Annotated in this window: 16 protein-coding genes; 14 read left to right on the top strand and 2 right to left on the bottom strand. The window is 63.5% G+C overall.

Going from position 1 to position 20,980, the window contains the following annotated elements; translation table 11 throughout:
* Window positions 1–121: 121 nt before the first annotated feature.
* The 10 genes from LDN75_RS18665 to LDN75_RS18620 all read left to right on the top strand — a co-directional run bounded on the left by LDN75_RS18665 (window position 122) and on the right by LDN75_RS18620 (window position 10,854).
* Window positions 122–1,864, top strand: coding sequence for a nitrite/sulfite reductase (locus LDN75_RS18665; protein WP_223934192.1), 1,743 nt, complete (start codon window positions 122–124; stop codon window positions 1,862–1,864).
* Window positions 1,861–2,574, top strand: a complete 714-nt coding sequence (locus tag LDN75_RS18660) for a phosphoadenylyl-sulfate reductase (RefSeq protein ID WP_223934191.1) — start codon at window positions 1,861–1,863, stop codon at window positions 2,572–2,574. The genes LDN75_RS18665 and LDN75_RS18660 overlap by 4 nt, the downstream gene beginning before the upstream one ends.
* Window positions 2,571–3,578, top strand: coding sequence for a sulfate adenylyltransferase subunit CysD (gene cysD, locus LDN75_RS18655; protein WP_223934190.1), 1,008 nt, complete (start codon window positions 2,571–2,573; stop codon window positions 3,576–3,578). The genes LDN75_RS18660 and cysD overlap by 4 nt, the downstream gene beginning before the upstream one ends.
* Window positions 3,579–4,991 carry a GTP-binding protein gene (locus LDN75_RS18650; protein WP_223934189.1) on the top strand — a complete coding sequence of 471 codons (1,413 nt, stop codon included), beginning with the start codon at window positions 3,579–3,581 and terminating at the stop codon, window positions 4,989–4,991.
* A 111-nt stretch (window positions 4,992–5,102) separates the two neighbouring features.
* Window positions 5,103–6,056 carry a homocysteine S-methyltransferase gene (gene mmuM / locus LDN75_RS18645; RefSeq protein ID WP_223934188.1) on the top strand — a complete coding sequence of 318 codons (954 nt, stop codon included), beginning with the start codon at window positions 5,103–5,105 and terminating at the stop codon, window positions 6,054–6,056.
* A 222-nt stretch (window positions 6,057–6,278) separates the two neighbouring features.
* Window positions 6,279–7,427: an ABC transporter substrate-binding protein gene (locus tag LDN75_RS18640; RefSeq protein WP_223934187.1), complete on the top strand. Its 1,149-nt coding sequence runs from the start codon at window positions 6,279–6,281 to the stop codon at window positions 7,425–7,427.
* 99 nt (window positions 7,428–7,526) lie between these two features.
* A complete protein-coding gene (locus LDN75_RS18635; RefSeq protein WP_223934186.1) occupies window positions 7,527–8,258 on the top strand; it encodes an ABC transporter ATP-binding protein in 732 nt (243 codons plus the stop codon).
* Window positions 8,248–9,192 carry an ABC transporter permease gene (locus LDN75_RS18630; protein ID WP_223934185.1) on the top strand — a complete coding sequence of 315 codons (945 nt, stop codon included), beginning with the start codon at window positions 8,248–8,250 and terminating at the stop codon, window positions 9,190–9,192. The genes LDN75_RS18635 and LDN75_RS18630 overlap by 11 nt, the downstream gene beginning before the upstream one ends.
* Window positions 9,193–9,220: 28 nt before the next feature.
* Window positions 9,221–9,778: a dihydrofolate reductase family protein gene (locus LDN75_RS18625; RefSeq protein ID WP_223934184.1), complete on the top strand. Its 558-nt coding sequence runs from the start codon at window positions 9,221–9,223 to the stop codon at window positions 9,776–9,778.
* A 35-nt stretch (window positions 9,779–9,813) separates the two neighbouring features.
* A complete protein-coding gene (locus tag LDN75_RS18620; RefSeq protein ID WP_223934183.1) occupies window positions 9,814–10,854 on the top strand; it encodes an LLM class flavin-dependent oxidoreductase in 1,041 nt (346 codons plus the stop codon).
* A gap of 16 nt (window positions 10,855–10,870) precedes the next feature.
* Here LDN75_RS18620 and LDN75_RS18615 read toward each other — a convergent pair whose 3' ends face one another.
* Together LDN75_RS18615 and LDN75_RS18610 are read right to left on the bottom strand one after the other, a co-directional pair.
* Window positions 10,871–13,663, bottom strand: a complete 2,793-nt coding sequence (locus LDN75_RS18615) for an aminotransferase class I/II-fold pyridoxal phosphate-dependent enzyme (protein WP_223934182.1) — start codon at window positions 13,661–13,663, stop codon at window positions 10,871–10,873.
* A gap of 17 nt (window positions 13,664–13,680) precedes the next feature.
* Window positions 13,681–15,132, bottom strand: a complete 1,452-nt coding sequence (locus LDN75_RS18610; protein WP_223937631.1) for an amino acid permease — start codon at window positions 15,130–15,132, stop codon at window positions 13,681–13,683.
* A 388-nt stretch (window positions 15,133–15,520) separates the two neighbouring features.
* Here LDN75_RS18610 and LDN75_RS18605 point away from each other — a divergent pair, with 388 nt between their 5' ends.
* The 4 genes from LDN75_RS18605 (at window position 15,521) to LDN75_RS18590 (ending at window position 20,935) form a co-directional block, all read left to right on the top strand.
* On the top strand, window positions 15,521–17,137 hold the full coding sequence (locus LDN75_RS18605; protein ID WP_223934181.1) for a helix-turn-helix domain-containing protein: 1,617 nt from the start codon (window positions 15,521–15,523) through the stop codon (window positions 17,135–17,137).
* A gap of 4 nt (window positions 17,138–17,141) precedes the next feature.
* Window positions 17,142–18,053 (top strand): glutaminase, encoded by a 912-nt coding sequence (locus LDN75_RS18600; protein WP_223934180.1) that lies wholly within the window; start codon window positions 17,142–17,144, stop codon window positions 18,051–18,053.
* A 108-nt stretch (window positions 18,054–18,161) separates the two neighbouring features.
* Window positions 18,162–19,448 carry a uroporphyrinogen-III C-methyltransferase gene (gene cobA / locus LDN75_RS18595; RefSeq protein WP_223934179.1) on the top strand — a complete coding sequence of 429 codons (1,287 nt, stop codon included), beginning with the start codon at window positions 18,162–18,164 and terminating at the stop codon, window positions 19,446–19,448.
* Window positions 19,449–19,468: 20 nt separating this feature from the next.
* Window positions 19,469–20,935, top strand: a complete 1,467-nt coding sequence (locus LDN75_RS18590) for an FAD-dependent oxidoreductase (protein WP_223934178.1) — start codon at window positions 19,469–19,471, stop codon at window positions 20,933–20,935.
* Window positions 20,936–20,980: the final 45 nt, after the last annotated feature.

Here is a 20,980-nt window from a genome sequence, read left to right as displayed (position 1 = left end):
ACCTGCATATGCAGGCCCTCGGGACAAGGCCGCTGGCGTGTTCGTGACGAAATGTTTCCCTAGGTGACTTAGCGTTTCCGGACCTTTGCTGACGAAAACTGGCCAGACCTAAAGTCGACGTATGACAGATACAGCTGTAGCCGGTGCGCCCTCGGACGCCGCAGTCCCCTCGCGCCCAGCACGCACCCGCCCTGCCGCCAAGCCCCACGGTCAGTGGAAGGTTGATGGCACTGCGCCACTCAACGCCAACGAAACCTGGAAGCAGGAAGACAACGGACTGAACGTCCGTGAGCGGATCGAGTCTGTCTACTCCAAAGAGGGCTTCGACTCGATCGACGGTACGGACCTCCATGGCCGTTTCCGCTGGTGGGGCCTCTACACCCAGCGCAAGCCCGGGATCGACGGCGGCAAGACCGCCACGCTTGAGCCGCACGAGCTCGAAGACAAGTACTTCATGCTGCGCGTGCGCATCGATGGCGGTGCGCTGACCACCGAGCAGCTGCGCGTCATCGGCCAGATCTCCGTGGACTTCGCCCGCGGCTCGGCCGACCTCACGGACCGCCAGAACATCCAGCTGCACTGGATCCGCGTGGAGGACGTGCCGGAAATCTGGCGCCGCCTCGAATCCATCGGCCTGTCCACCACCGAGGCCTGCGGCGACGTTCCCCGCGTCATCCTCGGCTCCCCGGTCGCCGGCATCGCCAAGGACGAGATCATCGACCCCACGCCGCTCATCCACGAGCTCGCCGAGCGTTTCATCGGCGACCCGGAGCTGGCCAACCTGCCTCGTAAGTACAAGACCGCCATCACGGGCCACCCGTCCCAGGACGTGGTGCACGAGATCAACGACTTCGCCCTGGTGGGTGTTGTCCACCCCGAGCTCGGTGCCGGTTACGACCTCTGGGTTGGCGGCGGTTTGTCCACCAACCCGCGCCTTGCCGAGCGCCTCGGTGTGTTCGTCTCGGCCGACGTCGCCGCTGAAGTATGGCTGGGCGTCACCAGCATCTTCCGCGACTACGGCTACCGTCGCATGCGCACCAAGGCCCGCCTGAAGTTCCTCATGAACGACTGGGGTCCGGCCAAGTTCCGCCAGATCCTGGAAGACGAATACCTCGGCTTCAAGCTGCCGGACGGCCCCGCCGCTCCCAAGCCCACGGCTCCCGGAGACCACATCGGTGTCCACGAGCAGAAGGACGGCAAGTTCTTCATCGGCGTGACCCCCACTGTGGGCCGCACGTCCGGAGAGGCGCTGGTCAAGCTCGCCGACACGCTGGAACAGCACGGCACCTACCGCCTGCGCACTACTCCTCACCAGAAGCTCGTCATCTTGGACGTTGCCAAGGAGCAGGTGGAGCCGCTCATCGCTGAACTGGACACCCTGGGCCTTTCCGCCCGCCCGTCCGTGTTCCGCCGCGGCACCATCGCCTGCACGGGCATCGAGTTCTGCAAGCTCGCCATCGTGGAAACCAAGGTCACCGCGGCCACGGCGATCGCCGAGCTGGAACGCCGCCTGGCTGACCTCGTGGAGACCAAGCAGCTGCCGCAGGCACTGTCCCTCCACATCAACGGCTGCCCCAATTCCTGCGCCCGCATCCAGACCGCGGACATCGGCCTTAAGGGCATGATGCTGCCAACGCCCGACGGCGACCCCACCCCGGGTTTCCAGGTCCACCTTGGCGGCGGGCTGGCTAACAACGAGCGTGAGGAAGCCGGTTTGGGACGCACCGTCCGCGGCCTCAAGGTCACGGTCGAAGAATTGCCCGATTACGTGGAGCGTGTGGTCCGTAAGTTCGTCGCTGTTGGCGCCGAGGGCCAGACTTTCGCAGAGTGGGCACACTCCGCCGATGAAGGAGACCTCCAGTGACCGTTGCTACTAAGCGCTCCCACGAAGAACTCAAGGCTCTGGCCGAGGCCGGAGCTGCCGAGCTCGGTTGGAATGCCCCCGCCCGCGATGTCATCGCCTGGGTGGCCCGGAACTTCGAACTGCCTGCAGTGACGGTCGCCTGCTCCATGGCCGACGCCGTACTGCCGGCTTTGGTCGCGGACCAGCTTCCCGGCGTCGACGTTTTGTTCCTGGAGACCGGCTACCACTTCAAGGAAACGTACGAGACCCGCGACGAAGTCGCGGCGAACCTGCGCGTCAACGTGGTGGACGTCCTTCCGGAGAACACGGTGGAACAGCAGGACCGCCTGCTGGGCAAGGACCTGTTCGCCCGCGACCCCGCCCAGTGCTGCGCGCTGCGCAAGGTGGAGCCGCTGCGCCGCTCGCTGGCTGGCTACGAAGTGTGGTTCACCGGAGTCCGACGCGACGAAGGCCCCACCCGCACCAATACGCCGGTGATCACCTGGGACGAGGGCTTCGGCCTGGTCAAGGTGAACCCGATGGTCGACTGGACTTTCGACCAGCTGGTCGAGTACTCCGAGGACAACATCCTTCCCGTCAACCCCCTCCTGAGCCAGGGCTACCCGTCCATCGGCTGCCAGCCCTGCACCCGCAAAGTGGCCCCGGGTGAAGATCCCCGTGCCGGCCGCTGGGCTGGATCCGACAAGACAGAATGCGGACTACACACATGAGCACCCAAACAACCAGCGAGGACCTCGAGTTGAACCAGTTGCAGAGCGAAGCTGAAGGGGCCGCCGCGGCGTGGCGGGCATCGCGAAGCGGGCACGGCGGCCCTTCAGCTGAGCGGTTGAGCTCACTGGACACCCTCGAGTCCGAAGCAATCCATATCATCCGCGAGGTTGTTGCTGAGTTCGAGAAGCCTGCGCTGCTGTTCTCCGGCGGCAAGGACTCCGTGGTCATGCTGCACCTGGCCACCAAGGCTTTCTGGCCCGGCAAGGTTCCTTTCCCGGTCCTGCACGTGGACACCGGCCACAACTTCCCGGAGGTCATCGATTTCCGTGACCGCACGGTTGAGCGACTTGGCCTGAAGCTGGTTGTTGGTTCGGTCCAGGAGTTCATTGACCGCGGCGAATTGGCCGAGCGTGCCGATGGCACCCGCAACCCGCTGCAGACAGTCCCGCTGTTGGATGCCATCCAGCGCAACAAGTTCGACGCTGTGTTCGGCGGCGGCCGTCGCGACGAGGACAAGGCCCGCGCCAAGGAGCGCATCCTGAGCCTCCGTGACGAGTTCGGCCAGTGGGACCCGCGCAACCAGCGCCCCGAGCTGTGGAACCTGTACAACGGCCGCCACACGGTGGGCCAGCACGTCCGTGCATTCCCCATCAGCAACTGGACCGAGCTGGACATCTGGCGGTACATCGAGCGCGAGAACATCGAGCTCCCCAGCCTGTACTACGCCCACGAGCGCGAGGTCTTCGCCCGCGACGGCATGTGGCGTGCAGTGGGCGAGGTTTCCGAACCGTTGCCGCACGAGGAAGTCATCACCAAGCTGGTTCGCTACCGCACAGTTGGCGACATGTCCTGCACCGGTGCCGTCGAATCCGACGCACGCACCGTGGCCGACGTCGTAGTTGAAGTCGCTGCCTCCACCCTGACCGAACGTGGCGCCACCCGAGCAGATGACCGCATCTCCGAGGCAGCCATGGAAGACCGCAAGAAGGACGGCTACTTCTAAATGAGCACCGATACCGTATTCCTTGACGGCGGCCTTGAGTCCGCGCAGCTCCCGTCTACTCTCTTCCGCTTCGCTACTGCCGGATCGGTTGATGACGGCAAGTCCACTTTGGTGGGCCGCCTCCTTCACGACTCGAAGGCAATTCTTGCTGACACGCTCGACGCTGTTGCCCGTACCTCTGCGGACCGCGGCTTCGGCGGGGACAAGGGTGGGATCGACCTCGCCCTCCTGACCGACGGCCTGCGTGCCGAGCGGGAGCAGGGCATCACCATCGACGTCGCTTACCGCTACTTCGCCACGGACCGCCGCAGCTTCATCCTGGCGGACTGCCCCGGCCACGTTCAGTACACCAAGAACACGGTGACCGGCGCGTCCACTGCGGATGCCGTCGTCGTACTCATTGACGCCCGCAAGGGTGTCCTTGAGCAGACCCGCCGGCACCTGTCCGTGCTGCAGCTGCTTCGCGTGGCCCACGTGATTGTTGCCGTGAACAAGATCGACCTCGTTGACTTCAGCGAGCAGGTCTTCCGCGACATCGAGGCGGACGTGCAGAAGGTTGCCCGCGAGCTGGGACTTGGGTCCGATGGCGTGGCTGACCTGCTGGTGGTGCCGGTTTCAGCGCTCGACGGCGACAACGTCGTGGACCGCTCGGACCGCACCCCCTGGTACAGCGGTCCCGCTCTGCTGGAGGTCCTCGAAACGCTCCCGGCAGCCGACGAGCTTGAGGCCGAACTGGAGAGCTTCCGCTTCCCCGTGCAGCTGGTCATCCGTCCGCAGGGTGCCTTGGCGCCTGATGCTGTGGCTGGTGGCTTGGACGTGGAGGCATACCGCGATTACCGCGCCTACGCTGGCCAGATCACCGAGGGTTCCGTCAAGGTCGGCGACGAAGTGACTGTCCTGAGCCCTGGCCACGAACCGCGAATCACTCGGGTCATTGGCATCGACTTCGCCGGTAAGGAACTTCAGGAAGCGGCTGCTCCGCAGTCCGTTGCCGTCCGTCTGGCCGACGAGATCGACATCGCCCGTGGCGACACGATCGCTGCTGCCGGCACGGTCCGCGAAAGCACTGCCGATCTGTACGCGTCGCTGTGCTGGCTCTCGCCCAAGCCGCTGCGTGAAGGCCAGAAAGTCCTGGTGAAGCACGGTACGCGCACGGTCCAGGCCTTGGTCCGGAATGTCACCGGCAAGCTTGATCTCGCTACGTTCAACGTGGAGCCGGCTTCAAGCCTGGAGCTCAACGACATCGGCCACGCCCAGCTGCGCCTGGCTGCCGCGTTGCCGCTGGAGAACTACCTGCACCACCGCCGTACGGGCGCTTTCCTGGTGATCGACCCCATCGACGGCAACACCCTTGCCGCGGGCCTGGTCAAGGACCACCCGGGCGATCACGAAGACGAGCGTTACGTCATCTAAGGTCGAAGAGTCAGATAGACCGCAGCTTGTTCGAAATTCCCGGCCTTGTACGGCGGGGATTTCGAACAAGCTGCGGTTTTTTCATTGAGCGATTAGCAGGAAGATCACTATATGCCGCGGAACATAGCACTTAGCACCTTGTTGGATTCAGGTCAGGACCTCGTCCTGGACGGCGCGCTGGCCACGGAACTGGAAGCCCATGGCTGTGATCTGGAGGACGCATTGTGGTCCGCCAAGGTTCTGCTGGAGCAGCCACACCTGATCAAGCAGGTCCACAGGGACTATTTCGACGCCGGTGCCTCCGTGGCCATCACGGCCAGCTACCAGGCCACTCCCCAGGGGTTCGCGCGGCGTGGCCTAGGGGAGCGCGAGGCCTTGGATCTGGTGGCTTTGAGTGTGCAGCTTGCAGACCAGGCACGGCGCGAGCATGCCGAGGCGAACCCTTCCAAGCGCCCGCTTCTGGTGGCCGGCTCCGTGGGCCCGTATGGTGCCTATCTTGCTGATGGCTCGGAGTACCGGGGCGATTACACACTGAGCCGCGCCGACTTCATGGAGTTCCACCGTCCCCGGATCGCTGCGCTCGTGGAGGCCGGAGCGGATTTCCTGGCGTGCGAGACGCTGCCATCGTTCGCCGAGGCAGAGGCACTGTTGGCGCTCGTGGCGGAGTTCGACGTCGAATCCTGGTTTACGTTCACGCTGCGGGACGCGGAACACATCAGCGACGGAACCCCACTGGCGGATGTGGTTGCGCTGCTCAGCGCGGAACCGAGGGTGGCCGCCGTCGGGGTTAACTGCGTGCCGCTGGACCTGGTGACCTCGGCGCTTGGGACGCTCAACGAGGTCTCGGACAAACCCTTGGTCGCGTACCCGAACTCCGGGGAGACCTACGACGCCGTCACGAAGACCTGGGGACCTTCCGCGGGCGGGCACGGCACCACTACCCTCGCCGGAAACGCCGCTGATTGGCGCGACCGGGGAGCCAGGCTGATCGGTGGCTGCTGCCGCACCACGCCACGGGACATTGAAGACCTTGCAGCAAACATGACGCCGGGTGACCCTTCGTGAACGCAAGTGCCGCACAACCCGGCGCAACTTTGAAGGCATGGCAGTGAATATGACGCCACGTGACCCTGCGTGAACGTTGGTTTCTGCGGGATTGAAGCGGAAATATGACAGTCCCTACTGTGAACTTATGACCTCTCCGGAATGGTCCTTCCTTGCCCAGAACGGGCGATGTTAGGGGCCTGATCTTCGCCCCTTCGCATCCCACAGCTCCTTAGGACCCCCATGGCAAACACTCCCGAGTCACAGAAGCCCGATTCCGGCACCACCCGCATCGTCGCCGGTGAGACCAACAAGCCCAAACGCCGCCGCACTGTAGAGATCGCCCTCGCCCTCGGCCTGGTGCTGCTCATCGGTGCAGGCGCCGCGGTTGCGTCCGCCGTCTCCCGCAGCAACGAGGCAGCACCGGCGCCCACAACGTCGCCCGCCGCCGAACTCAAGCTCGGCTACTTCAGCAACGTCACCCACGGCCCGGCGCTGGTGGGCATCAGCAAGGGCATCATCGCCAAGGACCTCGGCGACACCAAGCTGAGCACGCAGATCTTCAACGCCGGCCCTGCCGCGATCGAGGCATTGAACGCCGGTGCCATCGACGCCACCTACATCGGCCCGAACCCGGCCATCAACTCGTTCGTCAAGAGCAAAGGCGAGTCCATCAGCATCATCGCCGGCGCAGCAGCAGGCGGAGCCCAGCTTGTGGTCAAGCCCGAAATCAACTCGGCCGCCGACCTCAAGGGCAAGGTGCTCGCCTCGCCGCAGCTTGGCGGTACGCAGGACGTAGCCCTCCGCGCCTGGTTGGGCCACCAGGGCTACAAGACCAACCCGGACGGCAGCGGCGACGTCACCATCAACCCGACCGAAAACGCCCAGACGTTGAAGCTCTTCCAGGACGGAAAGCTCGACGGCGCGTGGTTGCCCGAGCCGTGGGCCTCCCGTTTGGTCCTGGAAGCAGGCGCGAAAGTACTCGTGGACGAGAAGGACCTGTGGGACAAGGGTGAGTTCACCACCACCATCCTGATCGTGAACAAGAAGTTCGCCTCGGAGCACCCGGAGACCGTGAAGGCACTGCTCAAGGGTCACGTCGAATCCGTGAGCTGGCTGAATTCCGCGTCGGCTGAGGAGAAGGCAAGCACCATCAACGCGGTCCTCAAGGACACTGCCGGCAAGCCGCTTCCCGCCAACGTGATCGATCGCGCGCTGAAGAACATCACCTTCACCACGGATCCGCTCGCTGGAACCTACAAGAAGCTCCTGCAGGACGGCGTGGACGCCGGCACTACCAAAGCAGCCGACATCAACGGCATCTTCGACCTCCGGGCCTTGAACGAAGTAGAGGGCAAGAAGACGTCCGCTGCCGGGCTCGGCCAGGACTAAGCACCAACCGGCTGGTCCGCTTCCCCTCGGAAAACAGGTGGGGGAGCGGGCCAGCCTTCAGCCATATCAGCTCCACCAATCAACACGAAGGACGGGACCATGCCAGTCGTACTCGAGAACCTGGGCAAGCGCTTCGGCGACGGCGCCCCGGTGCTGGACGACGTCAACGCCACCATCGCGCAGGGCGAGTTCGTTGCCCTCCTCGGTGCGTCCGGCTGCGGCAAGTCCACGCTGCTGAACATCATGGCGGGACTTGAGCATCCGACGTCGGGCGCCCTTGAGGTGCCCAGCGACGGCGCGGCCTTCATGTTCCAGGACTCGGCACTGTTCCCGTGGTTGACGGCGCGAGGCAACATCGAGCTGGCACTGCAGCTGGCCGACAAATCCAGCACCAAGGCCAGCCGCCGCGCACGGGCAACTGAACTGCTGGAACTCGTCCACCTGGGTGGCGCTGGCGACAAGCGTCCACACGAGCTGTCCGGCGGCATGCGCCAACGCGTTGCCCTTGCCCGTTCCCTGGCGCAGGACCGGCAACTGTTGTTGATGGACGAGCCCTTCGCGGCCCTTGATGCCATCACGCGCGATCTCCTCCACGACGAGCTTGAGCGGATCTGGAAGGAGACCGGCCGCACCATCGTGTTCGTGACCCACAACGTTCGTGAGGCCGTGCGGCTGGGCCAGCGCGTCCTGCTTTTGTCCTCGCGTCCTGGCCGTGTTGTGGCGGAATGGGATGTGACCGAAGAACACCGAACTGATGCTGGTCGTGCTGGGGAGCTGACCGGAGTCATCACCCGCCGGCTACGCGACGAGATCCGCCGCCATGCCAAGTAACCCCACCACTACCCAAGAGCGGACCCTGCCCGTGAGCGAATCCAGCGAGCACATTACGTCGCCATCCTTGAAGGGCAACCCCTCAGAGCTGCGCGACCTCGAAGCGGGCCTGGATAACCTCCAGTCCGATACCGGACGTAAAGCCGGTATCGAATGGAAGCGCATACTGCTGCCGATCGCTGCCTTGGTAGTCCTCGTCCTCGTCTGGCAGTTCTACGTTTCCCTCGGCCTCAAGCGCCGTGACCAAGTGCCCGGGCCCCTTGACGTGCTCACCCAGTTGGTGACGCTCTGGGGCGAAGGCAAGGTCCAGGAATCGGTGTGGACCTCGTTGCAGCGTGGCTTGGTCGGCTTCCTGATTTCGGTTGTGATTGCGACGCCCGTGGGTCTGTTGCTGGCACAGGTTGCTCCGTTACGGCGGGCCTTTGGGCCGCTGATCTCGGGTCTTCAGGTCCTGCCGTCGGTGGCCTGGGTGCCTGCGGCGATCATCTGGTTTGGCCTGACCGACGCCACCGTCTACTTTGTGGTGTTCATGGGCGCTATCCCGTCCATCATCAACGGGCTCATCTCCGGCGTAGACCAGATCCCGCCCCAGTACCGCAGCGTTGGCACCGTGCTCGGCGCGAACCGGCTTCAGATGGCCCTGCAGATCGTCCTTCCTGCTGCACTTCCCGGGTACATCGGCGGATTGAAGCAGGGCTGGGCGTTCTCCTGGCGCTCTTTGATGGCCGCGGAAATCATCGCTGTGGGTGGCTCTATCGGCTTCGGCCTGGGCTCGCTTCTTGACCAGGGACGTACGTTGGCCGACATGGCAGTGGTCATGTCCGCGATCCTGTTGATCCTGGCTGTGGGCATCCTGATCGAACTCCTCGTTTTCGGACCGATCGAGAAGCGACTGCTCCAGCGTCGCGGTTTGCTGGCGGGCAGCAGCCGCTAGGCCCCCTTTAGCTGCATAGAATCACCTAATGGGCCTTCTAACGTTCAGCATCAACGTCACACTGGATGGTTGCATCGACCACCGGGAGGGCATCGCCGACGACGAGACGCATGCCCACTTCACCCGGCTCCTGGAGGAGAGCGGCGCGATGCTCTGGGGCCGAACCACGTACGAAATGATGGAGGCCTACTGGCCGCTGGTGGCCCGTGGCGACGTCGACTCGCCGCCAGCCATGCGCGATTGGGCCCTCAAACTGGAGACCAAGCCCAAATATGTGGTCTCGTCGACCCGTAGCGACTTCCCCTGGACCAACAGCCATCACCTCGACGGCGAGTTGCGCAGTGCTGTGCAGCATCTCAAGGACGGGACTCCTAACGGCGTGCTTGTCGGTAGCGGCAAACTTGCCGCCGAGCTGGACCGCCTGGACCTCATCGACGAGTACAAGTTCCTGGTCCACCCCGTGATCGCCGGCCACGGTCCCACTCTGCACCAGGGCGGACTGCCCAGGAGCAGGCGCCTGGCACTGATCTCGGCCAAGCCGCTCAGCAACGGCGCGGTCGCCGTGCACTACCGACGCGCCGAGTGAGGAATTAGCGGGCGCCCACTGCTGTTGTCCCGGACATGCACAACAAACGGATCGGCTTCCTTTCCTTCGGCCATTGGGCACGCGTCCCTGGTTCGCTGGTACCGTCGGCCGGTGAAGCACTTAAGCAGGGCATCGATCTGGCGGTAGCGGCAGAGGAACTTGGGATCGACGGCGCGTTCTTCCGCGTCCACCACTTCGCCCGGCAGCAAGCCTCCCCGTTCCCGCTGCTCGCCGCAATCGCGGCGCGGACCAGCACGATCGAGATGGGCACCGGCGTGATCGACATGCGTTATGAGACACCGCTGTATATGGCGGAGGAAGCTGCTGCTACGGATCTCATCAGCGACGGCCGGCTTCAACTCGGAATAAGCCGTGGTTCACCCGAGCCCGCCCTGAACGGAGCGGCCAACTTTGGCCATGTCCCGAACGAAGGCGAGGACACCGGCGATATGGCGCGCCGCCACACGGCACTTTTCCGCAAGGCCATTGCCGGGCACGGCGTAGCCCAAGCGGATCCGCACTATGCAGGCGGAGCCAGCGGACTCCTCCCCATCCAACCGCTCTCTCCCGGGCTCCCACAGCGGATCTGGTGGGGTGCCGGCACCCGCAAGACGGCCGTCTGGGCTGCCGAGCAAGGGATGAACCTCATGAGTTCGACGCTCCTGACCGAGGACACGGGCGTCCCGTTCGACCAACTGCAAGCCGAGCAGATCCACATGTTCCGCGAGGCCTGGGCCGCTGCCGGGCACGACTTCGAGCCCCGTGTTTCAGTCAGCCGCAGCATCTTGCCGATCGTCGATGAGGTGGACAATCGCTACTTTGGTCTCCGCGCCCAAGCGGACCGGCAGGACCAGGTAGGAATCCTCGACGGCGCGTTGTCCCGTTTCGGGAAGAGCTACATCGGGGAGCCGGACACCTTGGCCGAAGAACTCGCATCCGATGCAGCCGTCCAAGCTGCAGATACGGTCCTTCTGACGGTGCCCAACCAACTCGGCGTCGAGTACAACGCGAAGCTCCTGGGGAACGTCGCGAAGTACATCGCACCTGCTTTTGGTTGGGCCCGCCAAAGAGCCTGACGGATCCGGTTACGCCCTACGACGCGGCGGGCAGCCGCCCGATGCCGGCCGCTGCGACAGCACTTGCCGAAACGCCAGATTCCGAAACACCAGACTCAACCACTGACCCATCGACGAAAACCCGGTAGCCGCGTTCGTGATCGAATCCGTGGATTTCGCGCGTGTCCAAAGCGGCCATGAACTCCAACGTTTGCCGGGTAATGACCTGGCCCGGGACGAGGATGGGGAAGCCCGGCGGGTACGGCGTAACGAAGCCGGCGGAAATTACTTCCTGGCCTTCTCGTACCGCAATGGCCAGCTCCTCGGCGGACAAGTACGCGGTGGATTCCGGCTTGTAGCTTTCGAAGTAGGCGGCTCGGATGTCGCCGTCTTCGCAGGCGTCGTCCACACGGAACCGCGTGGCGAATGTGCTGAAGTCCGGAAGTGGCGGCGTCTGCCCAAGCCCCGCTGACCCTCCGGCCGGCGAAAGCACAGGCACTGACCGAGGCCGCGATGAGGGATGTGGGTTATCGAAATCTTCTGCGAGTTTGACCAGCACCTCGATCAAGTACGCCACGGAACTCCGCGATGTGCCGATGTTGGTCATGAACAGCACCGTGTTCCGGGACGTCTTGTTCACCTGGATTCCGTGATCGTCCATGAGGTAGCTGTGGCGGAACGTGTCGCCGTCGATGCCCGTCTTGCTGATATCCAGCGTGAGGCGGCTGGGATCGATGACGAACTCATCGCGCTGCCAGGCGTCCTCAAGTTCCGCCAATCCCTCCCGCAACGGCATGGCGGCGCTGGTCTCACGGTATTGGGGCTCAATGAGGTCCCGCGAGGTCAACACACGGAAGTACTTCTTCAGCAGGGGATGCCGTGCCACGGCTTGTGCCACTGACACGGCGAGGTCGGATTGCCTCTGGACCAAGCCAAAACCTTCAAGCTCCACCTGCCGCCGGCCAATGTCCAGGGACGCCAGGATTTGGTAATTGGGCGAGGTGGAGGTGTGGGTCATGTACGCCTCACGGAAGGACTCCTGGTTGGACGACATGAAGTCTTGGTCGTACACATGGATCATGGAGCCCTGGCGTAGGGATGTCAGGGTCTTATGCGTGGACTGGGTGGCGTAGACCCTGATGCGCGCCTTCGCGGGGTCGGGAATCAGCCGGGTGTTCAGCCAGGCCTCATCATCCACTGGCTCACCCGTGGCAGGGTCATGGAGGGCCGCTGCCTGATCGGCAAACCGGGCAGCGTAGGCCGGGTTGCTGAAGGACGCCTCCAACGCAGCTGCCGATGCCATCGCCGTTCGGCGCCGGTAGATGGGATGCGAGCGGGCGAAGGCAAACCATGCCTCGTCCCAGAGGAACACCAGATCAGGTTTGATGGCCAGGCATTCCTCCATGACACGTTCCACGTCGTAAACGATTCCGTCAAAGGTGCAGTTGGTGAGCGTGACCATTTTGACTTCGTGCAGCCGCCCGGCACGACGGTACTCAAGCAGCCTGCGCTTCAGGCTGGCCAAGGGCACGGCGCCGTAGAAGGCGTACTTGTCCAAGGGGTAGGCATCCAGATATGAAACCCGGGCACCGGCGAGCACGAACGCGTAGTGATGGGACTTGTGGCAGTTTCGGTCAACCAACACAACGTCACCGGGGGCCAACAGGGATTGGTGAACGATCTTGTTGGCGGTGGAGGTGCCATTGGTAACAAAGTAGGTTCTCTGCGCTCCGAAGGCCCGGGCGGCGAGGTCCTGCGCCTGTTTGATGGATCCGTGCGGGTCAAGCAGGGAATCAAGGCCGCCGGAGGTCGCGGATGTCTCCGCCAAAAGAAGGTTTGTCCCGTAAAAATCGGCCATGTCCCGGATCCAGGGGGAGTTCCCTACGGATCCGCCCCGTGAAATGGGCAGGGCGTGGAAGACGCTTGCGGGCCTACGGCTGTAATCCTGCAGGGCCGTGAAGAACGGAGCTTCGTATCGTTCTGCAACCCCGGACAACAGGGACAAATGCAGGTCCAGGTGATCCTGCCTGCGGAAAATCCTTCGGAACTTCCTGGTCAGTGACCCGGCCAAGGATTCGATGGAAACGCCTGCAACCAGGTAGACGTCCAACTCAGGCCGGAGCCCGGATAATTCCTCGGCCAAGCCCAGGATCCGTTTGACAGGTCGCAAAGCCTGCAGGTCTTCGGGGGTGTGCCCAGCCAGGAACCGGCGGAGATCGCTGCCGAGTAGCTGGGAGCTGCGAACGGAAAAACCCGGACGCAGGATCACGGCTTGGATATCCGGGTTAAGCAGGACGGCAACCAACGCGTCTTCGTAGCTGGGAACCACATTGATGTCGTAAGTAAAAGCATCGGAAGGACGGCGCTGGGCTGCCATATTGCTCTTGAGCGACTCAGCTTCCTGGACCGTGACGTTGTCCACTACCAAGACTTCGAAGCGGGGACGCTCAGCCTGCTCGGTTTGCGAAACCTCGTCCTCCAGCGACTCCTGGACAACTCCGGACACTGAACCGGGCTCCGCTCCAGAAGCCAGCGGAAGGTGCGCCAAACCGCCCAGAAGCTCGAGCGCGGCGTGGGGGTCGCCGTCGTTGACCAATTGGCGCAACTGCGCCACAGCGTCAACTCCCGGCTCTGCCCAGTAGGGCTCCACGGCGTCCAGGAGGGCAAAAGTGCGGCTGATCTGGGAGCGCAAGCCTGAATCGGGGGACGCGGAGTTGTGGTCCAAGGCAAGTTGCTTGATGGCGTATCCCAGGAACTCCCAAGCATCGGCGCGCGACCTCCAGGCGCGGCTGGGTGTGCCAATTTTTGGAAGGGGGGAGAGGGTGCTCATGTGACGTGTTTTCTCTTTCAAACTGAGGGCGGGTTCAAAGCGGGCTGCTCGTTGTGGATTCGGCCCCGGTGGGCATACCAGCCGCCGACGAGCAGCGGTGCCAGCACCAGCAGGGAAGCGAGCACCCATCGGCCTGTTTCCGAGAAGCCCATGGTGATGAGGACAAAGGCCAGGAATCCGAGAGTCAGATAAGAAGTAAAGGGGGCGCCGAAAAGCTGGAACGCGGGCCTTGCCACTTTGCCGCTCCGCACCCACGCCTGGAGTTTGATGTGGCAGAGCATGATGGTGGCCCAGCCCCCGATGATGCCCAGAGCAGAGACCTCAAGCACGATTTCAAAGACCTGCGACGGAACGATCGCATTGAGGCCCACACCCATCAACGTGATGACCGCAGTCAGCAAGATGCCGCCGTAAGGAACACCGGAAGCGCTGATGCGGGCGGTGAAGCGTGGAGCTGAGCCGTTGACAGCCATGGAGCGCAGGATCCGGCCGGTGGAGTACAAGCCGGCGTTGAGGCTCGAGAGGGCGGCGGTCAGAACCACGAAATTCATCACGGAGGCCGAAATCGCGCCAGCCTGGGGATCGCCAAGGTGGGAGAAAAAGGTCACGAACGGCGATTCGCCGGACTTGTAGGACGTGAAGGGCAGCAGCAGGGAGAGCAAAAGGACGGAGCCGACATAGAAAATACCGATACGAAGCACCACTGTGTTCACGGCTTTGGGCATGACCTTGTGAGGGTTGGCAGTTTCGCCGGCGGCGGTGCCCACCAGTTCAACGGCCGCGTAGGCGAACACGACGCCGCTGATCGCCAGGAGCAGCGCCACCGCTCCGGTGGGGAAGAGACCCCCGTTGTCCGCAATGACGTTCAGGCCGGGAACGCCCACATCCGTCTTGCCACCAAGGACAATGAAGCAGATTCCGACGACGAGGAAGGCCACGAGCGCACCCACCTTGATGAGGGCGAACCAGAACTCCATCTCGCCGAAAATCTTCACCGACACGAGGTTCAACGCCAGCACTACCACCAGGGCGATGAGGGCGATGAGCCACTGGGGGACGTCATTGATGGGCTGCCAGAACTGGCCCCAAAACTTCACGTACAGAGCCACTGCGGTGACGTCCACAATGGAGGTCATGGCCCAATTCAGGAAGTACAACCAGCCAGCCGTGTACGCCATCTTCTCGCCGTAAAACTCACGGGCATAGGAGACAAACGAGCCCGAGGCTGGGCGGTAGAGAACCAACTCGCCCAGAGCCCGCAGGATGAGAAAGGCAAAAAATCCGCACACCGCATAAACCAGGACCAAGGCGGGGCCTGAACCGTTGAGGCGGCCTCCTGCCCCCATGAAAAGCCCCGTGCCGATCGCGCCGCCGATGGCGATCATCTGGATCTGGCGAGGCTTGAGTGTCTTCCGGTAGCCCGATTCTTCTGTTGAGAAATCCTGGCCTGGCTCCTGGCCAACAAGCAGGGTGCCGGCCCCGTCGGACCGGTTGGGCGCAGCAGTATGCGCTGAAACTGACGTGGGTATCACTGAGGGGTCTCCTTTGACTCCGGCGCCGCCGTCGGCAGCTCAACAGTCCCAACGGGCACAGACGTGTTCTCTGGCACTGGCGCGACAGACAGTGTTTGTGGCGTTGGGAACAGTCAATAACTCTAGATCTCAGGCGAATCGCGCAAATTGGCTGGCGAACCAAATTCAGGGCCCGGCTCTTGTGCTGGCTGGACAACACTGGTGTCCTGAAGGCCCGGTAATGTTTTTCGCTGTGCGCGATTGCGCAGGAGCATGGGCAGGATTTCTTCAATGGCGATGGAATCCAGTTGACCCGAACTGAATACGAGAGGAAGCGATAGCTTCGTTGAAGGCCCTGGAAATTGACGACGACGGCGTCGTCACCTTGCTGAGCGATGTACTTGAAGACCTGGGGGTGGACAACGCACGGTTGTTGCTTGCCCCCGACACGGACAACCTGACAGTTCGTGAAACGGTCATTGTAGATGCTGAAGACGAGAATGCCACCCGCCCCGGGTCCTTGGTGATGCTCATCGGCGCCCGTGGACGTGTGGCGCTGCCGGCAATCCGGCGGATCATTAGCGACAGGCCAACGGCCGTCGCGGTCAAGGGCAACGAACGTGAACTCGAAGCCGTGGCGGAGCTGTTGCAATCCACCGGAATCGGATTGGTTGCCGTAGCCCCGGGCCTTCGCTGGGACAAGTTCGAAAGCGTCGCCTTGGACCGTATCCGGGAACGCGGTGTGTCCGGGGAGAATCCCACCACGGTGCACAGGGACTTGTTTGCCATCGCCCAAACAACGGCAACCCTGACCAACGGCCACGTCGTCATTGAGGATCCAGGAAACCGGGTCCTCGCGTACTCGCCGGCTTCCAACGACGTCGATGAGCTCCGGCGCCTGTCCATTCTTGCAAGGCGCGGACCGGAGCGGTACCAGAAGCTCCTCAAGGAATCAGGCGTCTACAAGCACCTTCAGGCCACCGAAGAGCCCGTTCACGTGGATGCCAACCCCGCGGCCGGGCTTCGGGAACGCGTGGCCATTGGCATCCATGCGGGGAGCCGCGTGATGGGCTACATCTGGCTGCAGGAAGGGGCCGAACCGCTGGCACAGAACACTGACAGGCTGATGATCGGCGCTGCGCGCCATGCGGCGATCGAACTGGTGCGCCACCGGAACCAGCAATCCCAATCCATGCGCGAGGACCGGGTGTCCAGCCTGCTGAGCGGCACGGCACAGGTTCATTCGCAGGCCCAGTCGGCAGGAATCGACCCCTCCAAACCTGCGGCCTTGGTGTTGATTTCCGCGGGCGGGTTGGACCAGAGCGCCCCCGGCCTCCAGCTCCGCAGGGGTGAGCTCTCCAACCTCGCATCCATCCACGCCGCGGCATACCGTCCGGGAGCAGTCGTGGGAGCGCTGGGCATGGAAACAGCAATTATCCTGCCCGATCTGGACCCGGTAAAGTCCCTGCCCGCCATCAACCGGCTGGTCAATACGATTGTGCGTGACGCCACCACACACCTGCATTTCCAGGTCCAGGCCGCCGTTGGCCCGATTGTTCCCCGGCTGGACGCCCTGCACGCAACGCTTGACCACGTCCGCAGTGTCCTTAAGGTGCTGCAAAGCACCCCGTCCATCCGGGTTGCCTCCTACAGGGATGTGGAAACCACAGTCCTTACCAACGAATTGCTTGATCTGTTGGAAACCCGCAAGAGGCTGCGGCACCAGGGCATAGCGAAGCTCTGCGACCGCTATCCGGAGTTCGCTTTGACCCTTCTCACGTACCTCGAATTCTTCGGCGATGTGAACCGCTGCGCCGAGGAACTGGCCATCCACCGCAACACCGTCCACTACCGTCTGCGGCGTGCGTGCGAGGAAGCAGGGCTGGACCTGCAGTCCGCGGACGAACGCTTGCTTGCCCATCTCCAGTTACGACTGTGGACCTACGCAGAGGCCAGGAGCTAGAACCTTGGACATCCAGAATCTCCTCGACGACATCGTCGGGGCAGTACAGCCGCACGTCGGCCAGGGCAACGTGGCCGATTACATCCCGCAGCTGGGATCCGTCGACCCACACCAGTTCGGCATCTCCCTCGCCACCCGGGACGGTGACGTCTACTCTTCAGGGGACGCGCATGTGCCTTTCTCAATACAAAGTATTTCCAAAGTGTTCGCGCTCGCCTTGGTGTTGGCCTTCGACGGCGATGGAATCTGGAAGCGCGTCTTCCGCGAACCATCGGGCAACCCGTTCAACTCGTTGATCCAATTGGAGAGCGAGGAAGGGATTCCCCGGAACCCCTTCATCAACGCAGGCGCGATCGTGGTCAGCGACCGGCTCCTCAGCGTCACGGGAAGTGCTGCCCTGTCTGTCCGCGATTTGATGCGCAGGGAAACCGGCAACTCCACCGTGGCCGCGGACCACTACGTCGCTGCGTCGGAACTACGGAACAGCCACCGCAACGCCTCACTGGCCCACTTCCTTGCCAGCTGCGGGAACCTGGAAAACCCCGTGGAAGCTGTCCTGGAGTCCTATGTGGAACAGTGCGCCCTGGCCATGACGTGCGAAGACCTGGCGCTCGCAACCCGATTCCTGGCAGCCAACGGCGTAGGAGCGGACGGCACGCGATTGCTGTCGCCGGCGCAGACCAAGCGGATCAACGCCGTCATGCTCACCTGCGGGACCTACGACGCCGCCGGGGAATTCGCCTATCGCGTGGGCCTTCCGGGAAAGAGCGGCGTTGGAGGCGGAATCGTCGCAGTGGTTCCCAACAAATGCGCCATCAGTGTGTGGAGCCCGGGCCTTGGCCGGTCCGGCAACTCGGTGGCAGGAGTCGCTGCGTTGGACGAATTCACGACGCGTACGGGCTGGTCTGTTTTTTAGGGGATGAAGTTTTGGAGGGATGAACCCAATGTGACGCTGGATTACCCAGCGTTACCGGGTGTTTCCGAGCCTTTGAAGCATGTTACGAGCCAGCCCTACAGTTTTTTCATGGCAATACAGGACATTTACCCCACAGCATTACGGCTGCTTGGCCGCCCGGTGCTGGTTGTGGGCGGCGGGCCCGTCGCGGAGCGCCGCGCCAAGGGACTGCTCGACGCCGGTGCAAAGGTCACCGTTGTCGCTCCCGTTGCCTCCGAAAACCTCCGCGGACTCGCCGACGCCGGACTCCTCACCTGGGAGCCGCGCGAGTACCGCACGTCAGACCTCGACGGCGTCTGGTTCGTTCAGACGGCCACTGGCGCTCCCGCAGTGGACACCAAGGTTGCAGCCGACGCCGAAGCGCAGCGCATCTGGTGCGTCAATGCCTCGGACCACGAATCATCGGCCGCATGGACTCCGGCAGTGGCAGTGGTGGATGACGTAAAGATCGCCATCAACGCCGGGGGAGACCCTCGCCGTGCGATGGCCCTCCGCGATGCCGTTGCCACCGCCCTGGAAACCGGTGACCTCCCGCTTCGCCGCCACCGCAAGCCCGATGCGTCCGGAAAGACCTCCACTGGTTCCGTCGGCTCAGTCGCTTTGGTAGGTGGAGGCCCGGGCGACTCGGGACTCATCACAGTCCGTGGTCGCCGCCTGCTTGGCCAGGCCGACGTCGTGGTTGCTGACCGTCTGGGCCCTCGTGAGCTGCTGAAGGAACTGGCTCCGGACGTCCGCGTGATCGAGGTAGGCAAGACGCCCGGCCATCACCCGGTGCCGCAGCTGGAGATCAACCGCATCCTCGTGGACGAAGCCCTCAAGGGCAACCGCGTGGTCCGCCTCAAAGGCGGCGATCCGTACGTTCTGGGCCGCGGTGGCGAGGAAGCAGAGTTCTGCCGGCAGCACGGCGTCGAGGTTGAAGTGGTGTCCGGCGTGACGTCGGCCATCTCGGTTCCTGCCGCTGCTGGTATTCCCGTCACGCATCGCGGCCTGGCCAAGGGCTTCAGCGTGGTGACTGGCCACGAAGAGCTGTCCGAAGTCCCTGCCCGGCCGGATCACACTGTGGTTTTGCTCATGGGCGTGGCCCAATTGCGCGATTCCGCGGCTGCCCTGGCTGGCTCGGGTCTGCCTTTGGACACTCCAGTAGGTATCGTTGAGAACGGGTATTTGCCGGACCAGCGCGTCACCATCGGCACGTTGGGAACCATTGCGGACCAGGCTGAAGCCGTCGGCGTGGCCAATCCAGCAGTCATCGTGATCGGCGATGTGGTCCGTGTCAGCCCCTTCGCCCCCCAGCATTTCAAGACCGCTGACTACAGCACCATTACCCCCAACCGTCCCCGCGTCCGCACCAACTGAGAAGAAGAAGGAACACAGCCGTGTCAACTAGCACCCCCGTAGGTTCTGCGGACCGTCCGCTTCGCGTCGCCGTCATCGGCTCCGGCCCTGCCGGCGTGTACGCAGCAGACATCCTGACCAAGAGCGAGGCCGTCAAGAGCGGCGAGCTCAACGTCAGCATCGACCTCTTCGACCGTTACCCGGCACCGTATGGCCTGATCCGCTACGGCGTCGCCCCGGACCACCCGCGAATCAAGGGCATCGTCAACGCCCTGCACAAGGTCCTGGACCGCGGCGACATCCGCTTCTTCGGCAACGTTGACTACGGCACGGACATCTCCATCGAGGACCTGCGCAAGCACTACGACGCCGTCATCTTCGCCACCGGCGCCATCAAGGACGCGGACCTGAACATCCCGGGCATCGAGCTTGAGGGATCCTTCGGCGGCGCCGACTTCGTCTCCTGGTACGACGGCCACCCGGACGTTTCCCGCGAATGGCCGCTGGACGCCAAGGAAATCGCTGTCCTCGGCAACGGCAACGTTGCCCTTGACGTGGCGCGTGTCCTCTCCAAGCACGCCGATGACCTGCTGGTCACCGAAATCCCGGACAACGTTTACGCCGGCCTGAAGAACTCTCCGGTCACGGACGTCCACGTCTTCGGCCGCCGCGGCCCCGCCCAGGTGAAGTTCACCCCGCTGGAACTGCGCGAACTCTCGCACTCCAAGGACGTAGACATCATCCTCTACGCCGAGGACTTCGAATTCGACGAAGAGTCCGACCGCCAGGTCCAGACCAACAACCAGACCAAGACCATGGTGGGCACGCTCACCAACTGGATCGCTGAGCAGCCCGAGGACCTCTCCGAGCTCAAGGCTTCCCGCCGCCTGCACCTGCACTTCCTGCACAGCCCGGTTGAGATCGTTGACTCCGCGGAGACTCCGGGCAAGGTTGCCGGCATCAAGTTCGAGCGCACCGAGCTGGACGGCACGGGCAACGCCCGCGGAACCGGCGAGTTCATCGACTACCCGGTCCAGGCCGTTTACCGTGCCATCGGCTACTTCGGCTCCGCCCTGCCGGACGTTGAGTTCGACCACAAGAAGGGCGTTGTCACGAACGACGGCGGCCGCGTCCTGGACGCCGACGGCCAGCACGTACCGGGCCTCTACGCAACGGGCTGGATCAAGCGTGGTCCGGTGGGCCTCATCGGCCACACCAAGGGCGATGCCCTGGAGACCGTCACGTACCTCCTTGAGGACCGCCAGAACCTGCCCTTCGCTGAGGTTCCCGAAGCTGATGCGGTGGTGGAACTGCTCGACGCCCGCGGGGTGAAGTTCACCAGCTGGGAAGGCTGGCTGGCACTGGACGCCCACGAGCTCGCGCTCGGCGCTGCAGCCACCGAGGCCGGCACGTCCCACGGCGTTGAGGTCACGCGTGAGCGCATCAAGGTTGTGCCGCGTGAGGACATGGTGGACATCTCCCGCGACGGAGTAGCCGCACAGGTCTAGTTTTTCTGCGTTGGCGGGGTCACTCATTGAGTGGCCCCGCTTTTG

This window comes from Arthrobacter sp. StoSoilB5, from assembly GCF_019977235.1.
Taxonomy (GTDB): domain Bacteria; phylum Actinomycetota; class Actinomycetes; order Actinomycetales; family Micrococcaceae; genus Arthrobacter.
Note: the sequence above shows the minus strand (reverse complement) of the source record. Positions and strands in the feature narration are given on the sequence as shown.